Raw genomic sequence first — 17,461 nt, forward strand, 5'->3', positions numbered from 1 at the left:
AGTGATCATCTTGTCCAAAAAGAAATACGTCATCGTAGGTACCGGAGGTCGGGCAGAGTCAATTCTGGCGGCGATAAGGCGGATGAAGGCGCACTACAGGGCATGAACATCATGATATACCCTCACTTTGCAGCACCCTACCGTGTCGAGATCGAGCAAGGCGTAGGTGGCCATGGCGGCGGCGACCCCGTGATGCTGCGCGACATCTTCGATAAGAAGCAAGAGGATCGCTTCAATCGTGCTGCTTCTCATATCGACGGAGCGATGTCGATCATGACCGGCATTGCAGCCAACCGCTCAATCCGTACCGGCCAACCTATCAAGGTCGACGATCTAATCCAGTTCCCGAAGGGAATATCGAAGTAAGGCTGATTATGTAAAAAATGTCCCGATGACATCAACGTCATCGGGATTATTCAACTTACCGTCCTATTATTGCACTAGATCTTTAACTAGCGCCTTTCTATATTTGGCATTTATTACGAAATACCCCAAGCATTGAATCGTCATAAAAATGACGAAGCAGGATGTCGTTACGGTACCCAGTGAACCGCCTATTACCTCTCGCAGGAACAACACGCCAGTGAAAAAGAATAAGCTCGCTACCACAAAAGGTACAAACATTAATACAGCAAGCTGCCGGGAAACGATCGACGTTAACTCCTTCTTTGAGAGCCCAATCTTCATAATGCCTTTATATTTCTCGCGTTCCTTGTCCAGATCCGTAATTAGTCGGAAATAGATCATGCTGAGCGCTGCGATCATAAATATCAAACTGAGCATAAAGCCTACATAGAACATTAAATTTTTCGAGGTCTTCTCCATAGCGAACAGATCTCCTGCGCTGAAGAATCCAAATTCCCCATGATCACTTAACCCTATGCTATCCATTAGAGCCTGTGTGGTAGCCACGTCCTCTTTCCAGTTGTCGACGTTATAAGCAAACACATGAATCAGCTTCAAGCCTTGTATCCGCTCAATAACTATATAGTCCTGATTCGATACAACCATGAAATGATTAAAGTAACCGGTAGGCATGATTATCCGACTGCTCCCCCCCACGACCTGTGGGGTCATATTCACTTGTTGTAGGATCTTTTGAATATGGTCAGGAACTCTTAGATCGGCCTTCTCCTTAGACAAGCCACTAATCATATAAACTTCATCCTTATCTAAGGAAATGGGTTCTCCACCAAGCCCTTGAATCGCTGCATTGTAATTGCTTAGAGAGATGATGGCCTGTCTCCCACGCTCCTCATTGTAGAGAACATCATATTTATAGGAGGTATAGCCGGGCTGATCTTTCAGGCTTTGCTGTAGCATCTCCACATGCTCCGATTCATGCGGGTTATCTGCATGAGATACGTACATGTAGTCGAACGGATAATTCGCCTTCGTTTTCTGCTCTACATTCACATTCGCACTATACAATCCCACAATAGAGAAGAACGTTCCCATCAGGAGCAGCGAGACAAGATACATCATTTTCACGTTACTACGCAATTGCGACTTCATTCCGGATATGGTAAGCATATTCGTCTTCTGAAGATAACGATTCTGCTTCTGAACAATCTTCAACACGAACATGGATAGCTGCATATATAAGAAATACAATCCGGTTACGAAGACAATGAATAAGGACAGTACCCCCAGAGTGTTACCCGATATCTGACGCACGAACGTTGCGTTGCGCCCAATCGTCATCATAGACAGGGTTCCTCCCGTTGCGATCAACGCAAGAACCAAAGTGATTGGAGAGAAGCGGACCTCTGCCTCCGTTTTCTTATCCGACTTGAGCAATTGGATGATTCTTTGCTTCCGGATGAACAGCGGAGAGAAGAATGAGACGAGCAAGAATAGAATGAAGAACATCACCAAAGTCAAGATTATGGCCTTGATTGGAAAATACATCGCGAATCCTTCCACTTGCATAGCCTTCCGAGTTACCATCAAAAATAATGGCGCAAATACAAGTCCTAACGCAAGCGCCGCAACGATCGCCGCGATGCCGATAAACATATTTTCTCGGAAGACCATCTTTTTAATCTGCCGCTTAGAAGCCCCCATGATGACGAACAGCCCCAGCGTCTTCTGCCTTATCCTCATAAATGACATCACCGAATAGGAGATGAACACAAATGAGAAAAGATATACCATTATCGTGCCGACCATCATCGCCAAGGATAGGGCTGAACCATTCGCAATGATCGACAGATCCGGATGGAACATCGATACCGAGAACGAAAAAAAGATGAAAATCGAAAATACGCTGCTTAGGAAATAAGCGATATACGTCCATTTATCCCGCAAAATATTGTTCAGAACAATGTTATTGAATGTCACTTCGCCCACCTCCAAGGAAAGTCAAGGTGTCCATTATATTCTGATAGAAATCCCCCTGATGGTTACCGCGATGGATCTCGTTATATAGCTTGCCGTCTTTAATGAAAATAACGCGGTTACAGAAGCTCGCCACATAAGGATCGTGTGTGACCATAAGAATGGTTGTCTGCAGCGTCTGGTTAATGGACTTAAACAGCTCCATCACATCTTTAACCGATTTCGTATCCAGATTCCCCGTAGGCTCGTCCGCAAGCAGCAGCGAAGGCTGATGGATAATCGCTCTGGCCACGGCTACCCGCTGCGCCTGTCCCCCGGAAATCTCGAAGGTTCGCTTAGGTAGCAACGACTCGATCCCCAGCAGCTTGGTTGCTTGCTCCAAGCGCTGCTCCATCTCAGGTATAGGAACGCTGTCCAAGGTAAGCGGTAGTAGAATATTCTCTCGGACCGTCAGCGTATGCACCAGGTTAAAATCCTGGAACACAAAGCCTAGCTCATTCCGTCTAAATTTGGCTAGCTCTCCATCATTCATGGAGTGTGGCTGCTGTCCATTCACGGTAATCTCTCCACCGCTGGGGATATCAATCGTAGAGATGCAATTCAGAAGTGTCGTCTTTCCACTTCCGGAAGGCCCCATAATCGCCGCGAAATCCCCTTGCTCCATTTCAAAGGAAACGTCGTTCAGAGCTGTATAGTTAACTTTACCGACATATGTTTTCTCAAGCTGACGCACTTGTAATATTTTCATACTTATAACCTCTCCTTACTTCATTGTCGTATACTAAGCTTCTGCTCTTTGAAGCCTCTTCATCATAAGTGGTATACGACAAACCAACAATTCACCTTCATTTCAGTTCCCTTACAAGTTCGTAATATAAAAAAATCATGACCTTAATCATGATTTTTAAAATATAGATAAAATGTTGTAGCCCCATCGACAATCGATTCCAGCTTATATTCATGCTGCAGCATACCAGCTATTTTCTTCACCAGGTACAATCCCATTCCTGTAGATTCGCCGAACCTTCGTCCATTCTCACCGGTAAAGAACAAATCAAACACCCGGTTTAGATCACTTGGCTCGATCCCGGCTCCTTCATTCGTAATACTGAGTACAACGGCATCCTCCGCTATTTTTGCTGCCATTTGGACGTTCTTGCCTGGTTCGCTGTACTTAATGGCATTATTCATGACCTGGTATAGCATAATTTTCAGCCATTTTCGATCTGTATAGACTGATAAATCTCCTTCGATAGAGATGCTCGGATAGACGGAGCTGGAGATGAAGAAATCCTTCAATTCGTTGATCACTTCAGACACGGCATTTCTTAGCGGCACCTGCTCAATTTTAAGATCTGCGGCAAAATCCTCTGTGCGAAGATAAGTCAGGATCTGCGATAAATTGTAATTGATCTTGTTAACGGACGCCTGTATCTTAGTGAAATCTTCATTGCCTTCATTCATCTGTGTGAGCATACTGATGACTGACACCGGAGTCTTAATCTGATGCACCCAATGACCCAGCATTGTCTGATACTCTTGTTGTCGGTTCTTCAAATGGTTCATTTGGGAATGATATAGCTGCAAATTGGCACGCATACTCTGGGCATAGGCTTCCTCCAGAACCGAATGCGGATTCTGAATGAGCATATCCTCTGGCTTGGTCGGTCTGGAGGATAACTGCCCATACACCTTCCGATGCGTAAAATACCGGTAAAGAAGAAATAATGACAGAAGAACCAAGCTTACAAAGACAAAATATCCCTTTCCACCGCCCTCAAAACCGTCCAACCAATCATATAGAAGGAATAAGCCCAAGAATGTAACTAAATAAAGAATTACAATGGATAAATGATCCCTGATAAACAACTTCATACCGATTCCTCTACATAACGGTATCCCACGCCGCGCACGGCCTCAATTTCGGCATCCGCTCCAACATCCTGCAGCTTCTTGCGGAGTCGAGCGATATTCACATTGAGTGTGTTCTCCTCCACGAAGCTCTCATCATCCCATAGCTTGGAGAGCAGGGTCTCCCGGCTCAACACCTTTGGAGCATTCTCTAACAGCATGCAGGCCAGCATCGCTTCCTTCTTGGTCAACGACACTTGTTGTTCCTGGTGTTCCATGATCAGGCTCTCCAGATACAGCTTCAGCTCACCGCGAACGACAGTACGCTCTGATTGATTGGCAGCATAATCCCCGTAAGTTCTGCGAATCTGCCCGTTCACCTTAGCGACCACCACTTCTAGCGAGAAGGGCTTGGTAATATAGTCATCAGCCCCATTCTCTATGCCATAGATCTGCTCCATCTCACTGCTGCGTGCAGAGATAATAATGATCGGACATGTTGAGAATTGCCTGATTTTCCGGCACCAATAGAAACCATCATATTTCGGTAAATTAATATCCAGCAGAATCAGATGGGGATCAAACTGCTCAACCTCCCCTGATATATCGTTAAAGTCAGAGCAAACCTTACATTCATAATCGTATTTCTGCAAATGACCGGACAGTAATTCCGCAAGCGATTGATCATCTTCCACCAACAATATTCGATACATAGTCATCACCTAACCTAACATTCACATCATAAATAACAATCTTTCTTACTATTATCTACATATTTTGGAGTAAATAAAAAGCCTGTATAGAGTAAAACATACAAACTCCATACAGGCCAATCAACAAAATCATAAACCAATGTTCACTTGAGGCTGAGCTTCTCCTTTACTTTCTCAGGGAGTTCATCCGCACCAATTACCGTAGGTTCACCAGTATACCCCTCAATGCTGCGAGGAATACGAATCAGCGTTCCCTTGTCATACATTTTCTCAGAAAAGAAGGACACGACCTTCTCTTGCCCATCGTTATCGTAGCCTGTCACATTATAGATATATTGTTCATCATTATGAGCAGATTGCTCTACCTTATCACCAATTTGCACATAATAATCTTTTTCGAATAGCACCTGATTTTCATTACTACAACCAAATAACATCAACATAGATACACAGCTAAATATAGTAACCAGAAGTTTTATCCCTTTCATTTGTATCTCCTCCTCCTGCCTTAACTTTATAACAGAGCAACAGAAGTAAGGAATCGAGTTTCCTTTCAATTCAATTACATTCGTGTAATGTTAGGTACGGTTGTTCATTTCTCTCTTTTCTTTAAGCAGCCGCTGGAATTCCAGCTCCAATTCTTGGGACGGCTCGATACTTAGACGGCTCAGCACCTCTGTAATTTTCGTCTCGAGCACAAGGTAATTGTCTTTCTCTGCGTCATGATTGCTCTTAGGAGGAGCTTGCTTCATCTGCTGATAGGTCCCTTCGAACAGTTCTATCTTCTGATCACAAATCGTCATAACCCGTGTAGCCACATGATCAATAAAGCGGCGATCATGGGAGACGAAGATTACGCTGCCTTCATATTCCCTCAGAAGTGACTCCAGCGCTTCAACGGCTTCCATATCTAGAAAATTCGTCGGTTCATCTAGAATCAACGTGTTGATATCGCTCAGGAACAGCTTGGTTAGCGCTACCTTCACCCGTTCCCCGCCACTTAGTACAGAGACAGGTTTATAGACGTCCTCTCTAAAAAAATGCATTCTGGCTAGGACCGTCCGTATTACGGTTTCCGTCTGCTTTGAAGACGATTGGACATTCTCCAGAATCGTTTTATCCAGATCAAGTATATTTAAATTTTGGCTGAAGTAGCCTACCTTCACCGAGGGAGAAAGGGTTACGCCCGCTTCTTGCCCGATGATCTTCTTCACTAGCGTCGTCTTCCCACTGCCATTCGGACCTGTGACCGCTAATTTGTCACCACCCCGAATCTGAAAGCTGGCCCGGCTCCACAATGTACGTTCACCGATTCTTCCAGCTACATCCTCAACTCGAATAATGATCCGATTTATAAATGTATCTACATTCGGCAAATTCATTTTTAGTGGCGGCAGCTCCCGTACTTTCTCGACTTTTTCAAGCTTTTCCAACCTTGTTTCAATCGCAGCGGCCGTCTGTTGCAGCTTCTTTTGCTTCTTAGAAAAATAAGGCTTCGCTCCTGTAATCCGCGCTTCTGAATTACTTACTTTCTTGGGAGTCTTAGTCGCTCTTTCGGCCTTTCTCTCTTTCAGCCTTAAGGCTTCCTCCAGCTGTGCCTTCTTCTTCTCATACTTCTCATAAGCTGCTTGCCGCTGGTCCTGCTCTAATTCCTTCTGCTTAAGGTAATCACTGTAATTCCCAATATACTCCCTCAGTTTGCCTTCGTGGATTTCCCAGATCGTTGTGCAGAGCGCGTCCAGGAACGCCCGGTCGTGGGAGACCACAATAAATGCCCCTTGCCACTCCCGCAGCTTCTTCTCGATCCATTCGATATGCTGGGTATCCAGATTCGTCGTCGGCTCGTCCGCAAATAACAGCATTGGGTCTCTGACCAGCGCCTGTTGAATGTATTCCTGTGTAACTTCACCGCCACTCTTAGTCGTATCGGTGCGCTTGAACTGCGGCAACAGTTCACATTGAACATGGCTAACCACATGTCCTTCTTCCGGAACAATCTTATTCGCTAAAATTTGCAGCAGCGTTGTCTTTCCGCAGCCATTGCGGCCTACCAACCCGATCCGGGCATCTTTATAAACTTGTAACTGATCGATATCCAGCAATAAGCGATCTTGTACGTAATATTTGATATGTTGTGCTTCCATTAAGAACATACAAACATCTCCCTTCATTTGTGCAGGAGACAAAAAATGCCCCCTAAGTCCATACAGAATAGGAGGCATTTATATATAGGTGTACACCAAAAGAGATTCTTATAAGAATGCTCCTTCAGACCAACTATAGAAATCCAATCCTATTCTGAAAATTAACAGTTGACGGCATCACGAATTAAGCAGTATGAATCTGCTTAAAATCACCGTCAATTGTTCTCTTCAACAAATAGGATTAGTACTTCATTTCAGTTGGGTCACCCTTTCGTTCTTTTTATTAAGATTATTGTAAAAAGTAGCAAGTGTCAATGTTTCTCGAATCTTTTCCAACCCTTTTGATTTTTCACTGTTTTTTTCGGGAGCAGCAAACAATTATCATCTAGGCATTTGAACAGGCTAAATTCCTAGATACCCATACAATAGGAAATGAATAGGGAAATGCTATGTATTCGCGTATATTCGCCCATTTATTTGAATTTGAGGTGAAGATCATTGGATTGGAATCAAAACAGAGGAACTTACCATGCATTTATCAGCCTTGGAGCAATGTGCCAGACTGCGCATCAATTAAATAGATTGAAACTCCGCAAATTTAGTGGTCCACTTGATTGGTTTATCTCCTTTTCCTCCCCGAAACTTTCCCAGCTTCTCAATGCAAGGTTCAATGGATTTATGGAATTAAACCATTTGCGTCTTATAAACATAGTCGATAATCATTATGTTTTACGTGATATGAAATACCAGATAGATTCGTATCATGATTTCCCCATTCCTTATAATCCTAACCAGTTGTACCCCCAGTTTAAAGATAAATTGGACCGTAGGGTGTCCAGATTTTTAAAAACGATAAAAACCGGCCCCGTTTGTTTCGTGCGTACACAAACTTCAAGATCGGAAGCGCGACTCCTGGAACAAGCTTTATATGACATTTCGCACAAGGATTTCAGAATGCTCATCGTTAATTTCCATAATCAGTCGGAAAAAGGCGTCATTTATGAAGATTGGGGATTGCAGCGCGTGTCTTCTGTCACAATTCCATCAGGCAGGGATTGGAGAGGCTCAAACCATCATTGGGATCTCATTATGAAAGGGTTTAATTAAAAGGGGATTTGCAAGGAACCCTGCGTTTTCCTTGCCTCCCCCATATTCCTGTCCCTGATTTCTACCTGTATGACAAAGTTATTCTTTGACTCCCCCCAATGCTACACCCGCAATGATATAGCGTGATAACAGGAAGTACACGATGAACAGTGGTAATGCCGTCAAAGCCAGACCTAGGTATATCGAGCCAAATTCCGTCTTGTAAATATCGCCTTTCAGCAAGCTCACCATAATCGGCATCGTATATTTTTCCTTCTGTGTCAACAGAATCAGCGGCATGAACAGGTTGTTCCAGTTACCTACAAAGGCAAAGATAGCCTGCGTCGCTACTGCCGGAATCATCAACGGGAGAATAATTCGGTTGAACGTTTTGAATTCACCAGAACCGTCTACACGCGCTGCTTCCACGATTTCTAGCGACAACGTTGCCAGCAAATATTGGCGCATGAAGAACACCACTGCCGGCGCCGCAATCGCAGGTAGAATCAATGGAAGGAAGTTGTTCGTCCAGTGCAGCTTATACATGAACTGATAGAATCCAATTGCGCTTGCTTGAGAAGGAATCATCATGATACACAGGATAAAGGTAAAGAATGCATTACGTAGTTTCCAATTGTAAGTCACGAGTCCATAGGCTGCCAGGGACGAGAAGTAGACCGTTAGGATTGTCGCTGAACCAGAAATAATGAATGAGTTCAAGAATCCTCGAATCGGATCGAAGCTCTTATTGATCAACACATGCCAGTTATCCATAAAGTGGGTAGAAGGAAGTAGTGAAAGACCCCTTTGGATTTCAACAGATGAGCGTGTGGCGTTTACAAACATGATCCAAAACGGAAAGATGCTGAGAATCGCCAAAGCAATGCAGACAATATAGATAATCACTTTGCTTAATTTCAAGCCAGCGGATCCGCTTCTTTTAGTCTCTTCCATGTGTTACACCTCCCTCTCAGCTACTGCACGAGCAGACCGTCTATATATTTTTTCCGCTTTTTTTATTTTAGCCGCATCACGATCCCGCATTAAATAGAACACTAGGCCTGACAATATCGCAGCGATCACGAACAGGATCATACTCGCAGCTGCTGCGCGGTTATACATGTAACTGCCTTTGAAGGCCTGACCATAGATGAACATGGTTGCGGTAGTCGTGGAGCTGTCTGGTCCGCCATTAAGGAACAGCTGCGGAATATCGAACATCGTAAGACCGCCGACCATTGATGTAATCAGGGTAAACAACAATATCGTACGCAAACTCGGCAGCGTAATCCGGAAGAAGGTTTGAACTCCGTTCGCGCCGTCGATCGCTGCAGACTCGAAGAGAGCCGGATTTATGCCCATAACTCCTGCAATCAGAATAATCATCGTGTTGCCGTACCACATCCAGAACTGGATGAACGACACAATACCACGCGCTGTCGCCTTACTCTGGAGGAAGTAGATTGGAGCGTCGGACCATCCTAGCATCTGAAATAAACTATTTATGGGACCCATCGGATATGCAAACAGAGAGCTAAAGAGTACGGCGATCGTACTCGCAGTGATAATATTAGGCATATAGAGCAGAACCTTGAATGCTCCCTGTCCCTTTATGTTAAGGCGCCGATTCGTGAACCATGCAGTGAGTAAAAGCGCAAGACCGATCTGAGGAATGAAGTTGACAATCCAGAGCAGTGCCGTGTTTTGCAGAGACTTAATGAACAAGGGATTATCAAAGAGGAGATCTTTGAAGTTTTGAAAAGGATTATCCATAATATGGATTGGTTTTGGTATTAATCCCTTCATATCGGTGAATCCAATAACTGCGGTGTATAAAATTGGATATAGCGAAAAAATCAGAAATGCAACTACAAACGGAAAGGTAAAAATATAGCCGAATCTCGAATAGTTGACATTTTTACGACGCATGGCCCTCACCTCACTAGTTGATATGGAAAGGGGCGGGGGAACTCCCCCGCCCCTCCAATTCCTTCTTATTCGCTATCAATGCCAAGTTGGTCTTTGACTTGCTGCTTGAACTCCTTGATCGCACTATCGCGATCCTTGCTGCCTGCCGTATATTGACGTACTTGATCGCGCCAGATAGTGTTAATAGACTCGTCATACTGGGTCAAGTTCTTACCTGAAGCGTTAGCGTTAGCTGGAACGAACACGTCGAACATGTTCTGCCCGCCGACCAATGCTGTTTCGCCGTTTGAATTTGACATAACGACGGAGGATGCAACGCTGTCCTTCGTACCTTGCTCGCCATCCTTCATCGTGCCGTTAGCCCAGAAATATTGGAGGCCCGTGTCAGAAGTATCGAGCGTAACCCATTTGATAAAGTCTGCTACTGCCTGTTTCTTAGCATCGTCCTTGGCTACATCCTTGTTAGCGAGCAGCCATGTGCCTCCCCAGAAGAAGCCTGTTGGCGGCTCAGTAACAGCCCAGTCACCAAAAGTATCTTTCACATTATCTTTCAATGTATAGTTGATGAGCCATGCAGGACCGAAGAAACCGAAGACCGGTTTAGGTCCAGTACCGGACATATCTGCAAACCAACCTTCCTGCCAGTCTTGAGTATCATTAAAGTAGTCATTATCCTTCAGCTTCTTGGCGAGATCAAGGAACTGTTCACGCTTCGGATCGATATGAAGCTTGCCATCGACAATCCAACCCTTGTCAGAGCTGTTCTCGATTGGGTGCCAAATGTCGCCGTCGCCAGATACGATACCATATCCTTTAGCCTTCAGCTTCGCAGCAGCTTCGAAGAACTTATCCCAACCAGGTCCAATTTCATTCTTGATTGTAGCTGGATCATCCGTTCCAAATGTATCTTTCGCTAGTGAACGGCGATAGATAAAGGCGCCACCAGTTGCTTGATAGCCGAGACCTTTCAGTTGGCCATCTTTACTGCCGATATCAACGGAATATTGAGCGATACCTGCATCCTTAACCATTTGATCATCAAGACCCAGATCAGAATAGTTGGCGGCATAATCGGATGCCTCGCCTTGTGTATACTTGAGCACGAAAGCTGCTTCAGCTGCGTAGATGTCCGGAGCATCCTTACCGCCGCCTGCTAGAGCTTGGTCAAGAGCTGGCTGATAAGCTCCATCGGTAGTTGCGATTACTGTTGTTTTAAATTCAACATTTGCGTCAGGATGAGTTGCAATGTACTTTTCCGTCATTTTAGGAATCTCGTCCGTGAAGCTCCAGAGATTAATGGTTACTTTCTCGTTATTTGTCGGCGCTGGGGTGTTAGAATTGTTGGTTGCTGGTGCTGGACTTGAGTTCGGTGAGTTCGATGTATTTGACTTTCCTCCACACGCTGCGAGTACAGATGACATTACAAGCAGTAAAGACAGCCCTACCAAAACACGTTTCATTTTTTTCATACTTTGCCTCCCCTTTTTTTTCTTCATTGTTCGGTTTTTATGTAACCGCATACACAATTATAAATCCTATATTCTCTGAGCATAAGGAGCCTGTGTTTGGGGAAAATTCCACTATTTTTGGATTTTGGGCAAATTGCATAAACCCGCGTTCACAAAGTTTGGTTTTTGAATCAAAACTTAGACTTTGGCTTCATTTTTTTCAAAACCCAATCAGTTGGAATTCAAAAAAAGACACCATGGACCTCTCCCCTGGCATCTCTACAATCTTTATATTTAACTGAGTCACTATTGAATTTGGGCCTCCATTCCGTTCCTCATTGATCGATACCGCCCCGGACTCATTCCTTCATATTCTTTGAACAGTTTATTAAAATAATTGACTCTCTGATAACCACTACGGCAGGCGATCTCTGCGATAGGCAGATTCGTCTTCAGCAGCAATTCTTTCGCTTTCTGCAATTTCCTACGGGTGACATATTCGCTAAAATTGATCTGGCATTGCTCCTTAAAAAGTGCGCTGAAATAACTCCCGTTCAGATGCACATGCCCGGCAACTTCCTGCAGACTTATCGCTTCATCTATATGTGTCTCTATATAGTGCATCGCCTGACGGACCGCTTCGCTCAATACGGCCTCTTCATCCCTGATGGCCATGAGCTGCGGATCAGCCGTCTTCCGCATGAAGACGAGATGCTCCTTCTCTTCCCCTGCCTTCAGAGCACCCTCTACGGATGCAATCAGCTTCTCCCGGCCAACCGGCTTCAGCAAGTAGTCCACCACGGACAAACGAAGCGCTTCCTGCGCATACTCGAACTGAGCATGACCTGATACAAAAATAACGGAAGGTTGACGCTGAATCCTTTTCGCCCTCATTTGACTTACTAAAGCAAGACCGCTGATTTCCGGCATACGGATGTCTGTAATCATCAGTTCTATGGGAGTCTTCTCAAGAATTTGCAGAGCGGCTCCCCCATTGCTCGCCGTGAGGATTTCATATTGACCGGCTGCCCATACCCCGAGTATCTTCTTCATTCCTTCTCTCGATCTCGGTTCATCATCGACGATAAGAATCGTTCGGCTCCTCATGGCATTCGCCCCCTCGGATACAAATTATTTCTCTTGCCCTGATTGCCTTTGAAAAATTGGTTACGATGCAGCATCGATTATTTATTATGTATTAGACATCCTAATCTCCAAATAAAAACAGGGATAGCCCATTGATATTTACCATTAGGACCACCCCCAGTTGCTATCATTATTGTGTTATCATTTTCTTTAAGTACTTCTTTTTTATCATTGAACAAACACAAGATCAAGTTTAAATTTTTACTATTTCCTGTGCGATAATCTTCTGAAAATCTACACTAATTCTCCTCTGCTTCTTCTTTCTTGCTGCCTTAATTCATATTCTTTGCTCCAAAATAAAAGGGCTTCCCGAAGGTGCCCCATTTGGAATCATCATGATAAATATCAAACCCTCAAAATACTAATTATCTAAAGCTTGCTCGATATGCGCTAAATGATGATTACCATGCCATGCGTAAAGTGCAATGCTTTGTTCTATTCTCATTTTACTACCATTTGGATACTGATATGTACGTTGTAATTGGGTAGCTGTTAGGTTTTTAAGTAAGTTGGTCCAACGTTCATGTAAGCTTTCTAATAATTGTAATGAAACTTTAATAGGCAAATCATAATCTATTAGTTTGGCCCATTCGCTTTCTTCATACGTTTTCACCAATGGATTTACTTCTGTCAAAGCTAATTTCATTCGCATATAACCATTTATGTGGCTATCGACAATATGATGAATAAGTTGACGTACATTCCAACTACCTTCTCTATACGTTTTTGTTAATTCTAATTCATCAAGGGATAGGACTAACATATTTAAACGATTAGGTAGTGTAGTCATTTCTTTAACCCACAGCTGAATATCTTTTTCTTGAACTTCAATTGGACAACTGAATTGTCCAATTGGATATCTTTTATCCATTATTAATCTTCCTCACTTTAATAACTTCACCAATTCTAGGATCACGTCGTCCACTATATTTACAATTATATCTCTAAAATCTTGAAGCCTGAAAAGTCTAACTACCCTATTTTTTTACTATAAATGTATCACACATCCACTTATAAAACTTTTCCTTCTCTTCAAATTGCGTATAATGAGCTGATTCCTCAAAAGAAATAAACTCCTTTTGATCCGCTTCAATCATATTTCTCTTGATCTTCAACGATTGCCGCTTTAATCATGATCATTAAACTTCCTTTGCCCTAGGAATGTTACACGTTATCTTCATTCAATTTAGAATTACTGATATTTCATACTGGCTCGATAAGTAAATAAACAAAGAACCCGTTAACAACACCTCGGCCATAAATAATATTGGAACTTTATAAACCGAGGCCGATAAAATAGATGGGGTATTAAATAAGAACAAGCAGCCCATAAAAGTATGATCCACTTTTTCTAATCGGGCCAATGCCATTTCCTTTGATCGATAACTGCGTTCATTCTTCTCCTCCATCTTCGGTGTCTATTAGACCAATTAAAGGATATAACTTTGTTCAAGGATTTGTCCATACTTTAGGATTAGAAGAAGAAACACCCCTCTAGATTATCGTCATCCAGAGGGGTCAAGCTATTTCAGATTAATTAGATTGGCTATTAATTTAGGGGGCGCTCTACGACAGTGCCAACATTGCGTTCATATCCTCTTCGGCGGTAGTGATCAACTTCAATCCAAACATCTCTACCAGCACATCAAGCACTCCCGGAGAGATAAATTCGGGCGGCTTCGGTCCGATGCGAATGTCTTGAATGCCGAGGCTGAACAGCCCCAGTAGGATGGCGACCGCTTTTTGCTCAAACCAAGACAACACGATGCTGACGGGCAGCTCATTTACAGTACAGCCAAAAGCATCAGCCAGAGCCAAAGCAATTTTCACGGTCGAACCTGAATTATTACATTGCCCAAGGTCAATATAACGGGGAATGCCTGTATCTCCTACGGTACCATAATCTACATCATTAAAACGGAATTTTCCACAAGATGTAGTTAAAATAACAGTATCGTTTGGCAAGGAAGTCGCCAACTCGCGGTAATAATTCCCGCCTGTACCCGGTGCATCGCAGCCTGCAATGACGAAAAAGCGGCGGATATGTCCGTCTTTGACGGCTTGAATAATCTCAGGAGCGAGTCCGATCACGGTTTCGTGGTGGTATCCAGTCGTGAGCACCTGCTCAGATTCTATATTTGCCGCAGGTAGCGATAAAGCACGCTCAATCAGCGGAGAGAAATCATTATCCATAATCTTCGTGACACCTTCCAGCCCCGCTACATCATAAGAGAAGAAGCGATCCGCATATGTGCCTTTAATCGGCATCACACAGTTCGTTGTAGCGAGAATTGCACCGGGGAACCGCTCGAACAGCCTACGCTGATCATACCAGGCCTTGCCTATATTGCCTTTTAGATGTCCGTACTTCTTAAGCTGCGGATAACCGTGAGCAGGCAGCATTTCCGAGTGGGTATATATATTAATGCCCTTCCCCTCTGTCTGCCGCAGCAGTTCCTCCAGTGCATACAAATTATGTCCTGTCACTACAATACATTGACCCTCAATTTTATTCTGGCTGACTGTTATCGGCTGCGGGATGCCAAAGCGATCTGTATGCGCGCGATCCAGCACGTCCATGATCCGTACTGCCGCATTTCCAACCTTCATCGCCATCTCCAGATGCTCCTGCGTATTAAAGTTAGAATTGGTCAAGGTCATGTACAAGGCTTCGTGAGTAATTCGATCCACCTCGGGATCGCTATATCCTAACTGCCTGGCATGCGTCGCATAGGCTGCAATCCCTTTTAATGCAAAAATCATCGTATCTTGCAAGCTCGCTATAGTCTCATTTTTGCCGCATACCCCAACAACTGTACAGCCACCATCCGGTGTCTGTTCACACTGATAACAAAACATATCGTTAACCCCCATAAATGAGATGATAGATCGTTATCATCAACGTAACAAAACCAAAAAAATCCATGTGTGATTGTACTCACATTCTTTATTTCGAGTTCTTGAACTGTAAAGTCAAATCACTACCATGCCATGAATTCGCGGATTTTCCTAGCTTCTATATAGCCCATATTTCTTATGGCTGATCGCCATGCCTCCACAATTCTGATTATTGAATAAAAAGTGTACATGCGTTGTAAGCTATTCTATTAGACGACATTTAAATCCCGACTGCATTCGAATGCGCTATATTCAGATATCAGCTTATTGGAGGCCTGAACATGATCCCGTTAGTAACACGCTCCCTTATCTTCCTTCTCCTTCTATCCATTTTTTCTTATGGACCTGTAATGGTCTATGCTAACAACAAGACGCCTTCAGTTACTGTTACCATCTGTGTACGGATAAATCCTTCTGCAGCATATGAACACAAAACGGTTTTAACAGATGCGGCAGCTCTTCAATTACTGAAGGGTAGTAAAGAAGAAAAGGCAGAACGCTCTGCTGGACTCTCCGACATCTTCATAACGATCATACAATATGGCAAGACAAGTCATTTTCGAATGGAGAAATCCGGCGCCTTATGGAATGAAACTGAATTAACACGTCTAGTCCTGACTCGTAAAGCAACGATACAATTAGAGGCGCATGCTAAGTCTCTGAGGGCAAGTCATTATGGATCGATTCTCCCTTGGAGTGAAGTCAGTAAACTACTTCCGAAGAAAAGCAAGTTCTCTATTATAGATATGGAAAAGGGCTTAGAATTCCGTGCGCAACGTCGTGCTGGAAGCAGGCATGCTGATGTGCAGCCACTAACCAAAGAGGACACGAAGACGATGAAACAGATATTTGATAATCGCTGGAGTTGGGATCGAAGAGCGATAATTGTCGTCTTAGATAATAATACAAGGATCGCTGCTTCTATGAATGGGATGCCTCATGGAGGGGACGGAATTCCGGACAACGGATTCTCGGGGCACTTCTGCATTCACTTCTTAAGCAGCTGTACACATCGATCTGTTCATCCGGATTTATTTCATCAGTTGATGGTTTACACGGCTGCTGGAAGAAGGGGTGAATTTCTCAACAGCTTATCTCCCGATAAGCTTGCGCAGACATTTATTGGAGCATTGTCGCAACGGGATTCTGATCTTATTAAAACCGTGTTGGAGGGTGCAAATACAGAAACGGTAAACACTTTTCTAAAAGAGCTGGAGGACGGAACTGCATTTCGAATTATAATCAGAAAAAGATCCACCTTAAAAGACAAAGAGTATGGATTAACGGAACATTTAGTGATACCCATCATAATGAAACGCAAGAACCAGTTGGAGCAAAGCGTATCTCTCCAATTCGAGCTAGTACGAGAATCTGTCTATTCACCATGGAGAATAATGAATGTGCAATTCAAGCGATAATGAGTTAAAGGAGATGAAGACTCTTATGTAACGAACATATAATAACACCGGGCATTGTAAATAATATTCAGATTACCCTATGGAATTAAATGTAGGTATTTATGTATAATAGCAAGTATTGTTTTGAAAAAAGCCCTATTTTAGTTCACTATGAAAGTGCTTAATTTCATAAAACACTTAGCTTGAGTTTTCGATAAGTTTTAACTTTATTTTAATAGAAGTAATAATATCCTTTTGTCTTCATGGGTTTTAACTTTCTCAAGTATTGAATCGAATTTATTTCCTGTTCGAATTTAATCTGATTTAACCCAGTTATCTTTCTGATTGTTTTTATTCGACTTCCTACTGTATTCATAAATTCAAAAAAATAGTCCCGATGATATCTCATCGGGACTAACTTCAACGGTTCCAGACATTCTTTACTGGTTCCACAGTTTTTTTACTGGTTCAACACTTTTTTATCACTTAACAACATTAACTTCTAACTA

General features: G+C 43.3%; 14 protein-coding genes and 2 pseudogenes. 3 read left to right on the plus strand and 13 right to left on the minus strand.

What is annotated here, in order from left to right:
* Positions 1 to 54 precede the first annotated feature (54 nt).
* A pseudogene (locus ABD014_RS23775) lies at positions 55 to 366 on the plus strand (gfo/Idh/MocA family oxidoreductase); the annotation flags it as partial.
* A gap of 66 nt (positions 367 to 432) precedes the next feature.
* Here the strand turns inward: ABD014_RS23775 and ABD014_RS23780 are convergent.
* The 6 genes from ABD014_RS23780 to ABD014_RS23805 all read right to left on the minus strand — a co-directional run bounded on the left by ABD014_RS23780 (position 433) and on the right by ABD014_RS23805 (position 7,057).
* A complete protein-coding gene (locus ABD014_RS23780; RefSeq protein ID WP_343865585.1) occupies positions 433 to 2,343 on the minus strand; it encodes an ABC transporter permease in 1,911 nt (636 codons plus the stop codon).
* Positions 2,330 to 3,094, minus strand: coding sequence for an ABC transporter ATP-binding protein (locus tag ABD014_RS23785; RefSeq protein WP_343865634.1), 765 nt, complete (start codon positions 3,092 to 3,094; stop codon positions 2,330 to 2,332). The genes ABD014_RS23780 and ABD014_RS23785 overlap by 14 nt, the downstream gene beginning before the upstream one ends.
* Before the next feature lie 137 nt (positions 3,095 to 3,231).
* Entirely contained in the window at positions 3,232 to 4,215 is a 984-nt protein-coding gene (locus ABD014_RS23790) for a sensor histidine kinase (RefSeq protein ID WP_343865587.1), read from the minus strand.
* Complete coding sequence (locus tag ABD014_RS23795; protein WP_343865589.1) at positions 4,212 to 4,904, minus strand: response regulator transcription factor; 693 nt, start codon at positions 4,902 to 4,904, stop codon at positions 4,212 to 4,214. Before ABD014_RS23795 ends, ABD014_RS23790 begins: the two co-directional genes overlap by 4 nt.
* Before the next feature lie 143 nt (positions 4,905 to 5,047).
* Positions 5,048 to 5,392, minus strand: coding sequence for a YxeA family protein (locus ABD014_RS23800; protein ID WP_343865591.1), 345 nt, complete (start codon positions 5,390 to 5,392; stop codon positions 5,048 to 5,050).
* A 90-nt stretch (positions 5,393 to 5,482) separates the two neighbouring features.
* Positions 5,483 to 7,057 (minus strand): Vga family ABC-F type ribosomal protection protein, encoded by a 1,575-nt coding sequence (locus ABD014_RS23805; RefSeq protein ID WP_343865593.1) that lies wholly within the window; start codon positions 7,055 to 7,057, stop codon positions 5,483 to 5,485.
* A 489-nt stretch (positions 7,058 to 7,546) separates the two neighbouring features.
* Between ABD014_RS23805 and ABD014_RS23810 the strand changes: the two genes are divergently transcribed.
* Positions 7,547 to 8,155 carry a DUF1796 family putative cysteine peptidase gene (locus ABD014_RS23810; protein WP_343865596.1) on the plus strand — a complete coding sequence of 203 codons (609 nt, stop codon included), beginning with the start codon at positions 7,547 to 7,549 and terminating at the stop codon, positions 8,153 to 8,155.
* Between the two features lie 78 nt (positions 8,156 to 8,233).
* Here ABD014_RS23810 and ABD014_RS23815 read toward each other — a convergent pair whose 3' ends face one another.
* The 7 genes and pseudogenes from ABD014_RS23815 to hcp form a co-directional block, all read right to left on the minus strand.
* Positions 8,234 to 9,088 (minus strand): carbohydrate ABC transporter permease, encoded by an 855-nt coding sequence (locus ABD014_RS23815; RefSeq protein WP_343865598.1) that lies wholly within the window; start codon positions 9,086 to 9,088, stop codon positions 8,234 to 8,236.
* A 3-nt stretch (positions 9,089 to 9,091) separates the two neighbouring features.
* On the minus strand, positions 9,092 to 10,063 hold the full coding sequence (locus tag ABD014_RS23820; RefSeq protein WP_343865600.1) for a carbohydrate ABC transporter permease: 972 nt from the start codon (positions 10,061 to 10,063) through the stop codon (positions 9,092 to 9,094).
* 65 nt (positions 10,064 to 10,128) lie between these two features.
* Entirely contained in the window at positions 10,129 to 11,532 is a 1,404-nt protein-coding gene (locus ABD014_RS23825; RefSeq protein ID WP_343865602.1) for an ABC transporter substrate-binding protein, read from the minus strand.
* Positions 11,533 to 11,817: 285 nt separating this feature from the next.
* Positions 11,818 to 12,618 carry a response regulator transcription factor gene (locus ABD014_RS23830; RefSeq protein ID WP_343865604.1) on the minus strand — a complete coding sequence of 267 codons (801 nt, stop codon included), beginning with the start codon at positions 12,616 to 12,618 and terminating at the stop codon, positions 11,818 to 11,820.
* A gap of 400 nt (positions 12,619 to 13,018) precedes the next feature.
* Positions 13,019 to 13,528 carry a YfiT family bacillithiol transferase gene (locus ABD014_RS23835; RefSeq protein ID WP_343865606.1) on the minus strand — a complete coding sequence of 170 codons (510 nt, stop codon included), beginning with the start codon at positions 13,526 to 13,528 and terminating at the stop codon, positions 13,019 to 13,021.
* A 106-nt stretch (positions 13,529 to 13,634) separates the two neighbouring features.
* Positions 13,635 to 13,751, minus strand: a pseudogene (locus ABD014_RS23840) (alpha/beta hydrolase); the annotation flags it as partial.
* 472 nt (positions 13,752 to 14,223) lie between these two features.
* Entirely contained in the window at positions 14,224 to 15,516 is a 1,293-nt protein-coding gene (gene hcp / locus ABD014_RS23845; protein ID WP_343865608.1) for a hydroxylamine reductase, read from the minus strand.
* Positions 15,517 to 15,836: 320 nt separating this feature from the next.
* Between hcp and ABD014_RS23850 the strand changes: the two genes are divergently transcribed.
* Positions 15,837 to 16,973: a hypothetical protein gene (locus ABD014_RS23850; protein WP_343865610.1), complete on the plus strand. Its 1,137-nt coding sequence runs from the start codon at positions 15,837 to 15,839 to the stop codon at positions 16,971 to 16,973.
* Positions 16,974 to 17,461 lie beyond the last annotated feature (488 nt).

This window comes from Paenibacillus motobuensis (assembly GCF_039521865.1).
Taxonomy (GTDB): domain Bacteria; phylum Bacillota; class Bacilli; order Paenibacillales; family Paenibacillaceae; genus Fontibacillus; species Fontibacillus motobuensis.

Bases quoted from the DNA above. Each gene is read 5' to 3' on its own strand.
- ABD014_RS23790 (WP_343865587.1), bottom strand. From the start codon at position 4,215: ATGAAGTTGTTTATCAGGGATCATTTATCCATTGTAATTCTTTATTTA.
- ABD014_RS23795 (WP_343865589.1), bottom strand. From the start codon at position 4,904: ATGTATCGAATATTGTTGGTGGAAGATGATCAATCGCTTGCGGAATTA.
- ABD014_RS23800 (WP_343865591.1), bottom strand. From the start codon at position 5,392: ATGAAAGGGATAAAACTTCTGGTTACTATATTTAGCTGTGTATCTATG.
- ABD014_RS23805 (WP_343865593.1), bottom strand. From the start codon at position 7,057: ATGTTCTTAATGGAAGCACAACATATCAAATATTACGTACAAGATCGC.
- ABD014_RS23815 (WP_343865598.1), bottom strand. From the start codon at position 9,088: ATGGAAGAGACTAAAAGAAGCGGATCCGCTGGCTTGAAATTAAGCAAA.
- ABD014_RS23820 (WP_343865600.1), bottom strand. From the start codon at position 10,063: ATGCGTCGTAAAAATGTCAACTATTCGAGATTCGGCTATATTTTTACC.
- ABD014_RS23825 (WP_343865602.1), bottom strand. From the start codon at position 11,532: ATGAAAAAAATGAAACGTGTTTTGGTAGGGCTGTCTTTACTGCTTGTA.
- ABD014_RS23830 (WP_343865604.1), bottom strand. From the start codon at position 12,618: ATGAGGAGCCGAACGATTCTTATCGTCGATGATGAACCGAGATCGAGA.
- ABD014_RS23835 (WP_343865606.1), bottom strand. From the start codon at position 13,528: ATGGATAAAAGATATCCAATTGGACAATTCAGTTGTCCAATTGAAGTT.
- hcp (WP_343865608.1), bottom strand. From the start codon at position 15,516: ATGTTTTGTTATCAGTGTGAACAGACACCGGATGGTGGCTGTACAGTT.
- ABD014_RS23850 (WP_343865610.1), top strand. From the start codon at position 15,837: ATGATCCCGTTAGTAACACGCTCCCTTATCTTCCTTCTCCTTCTATCC.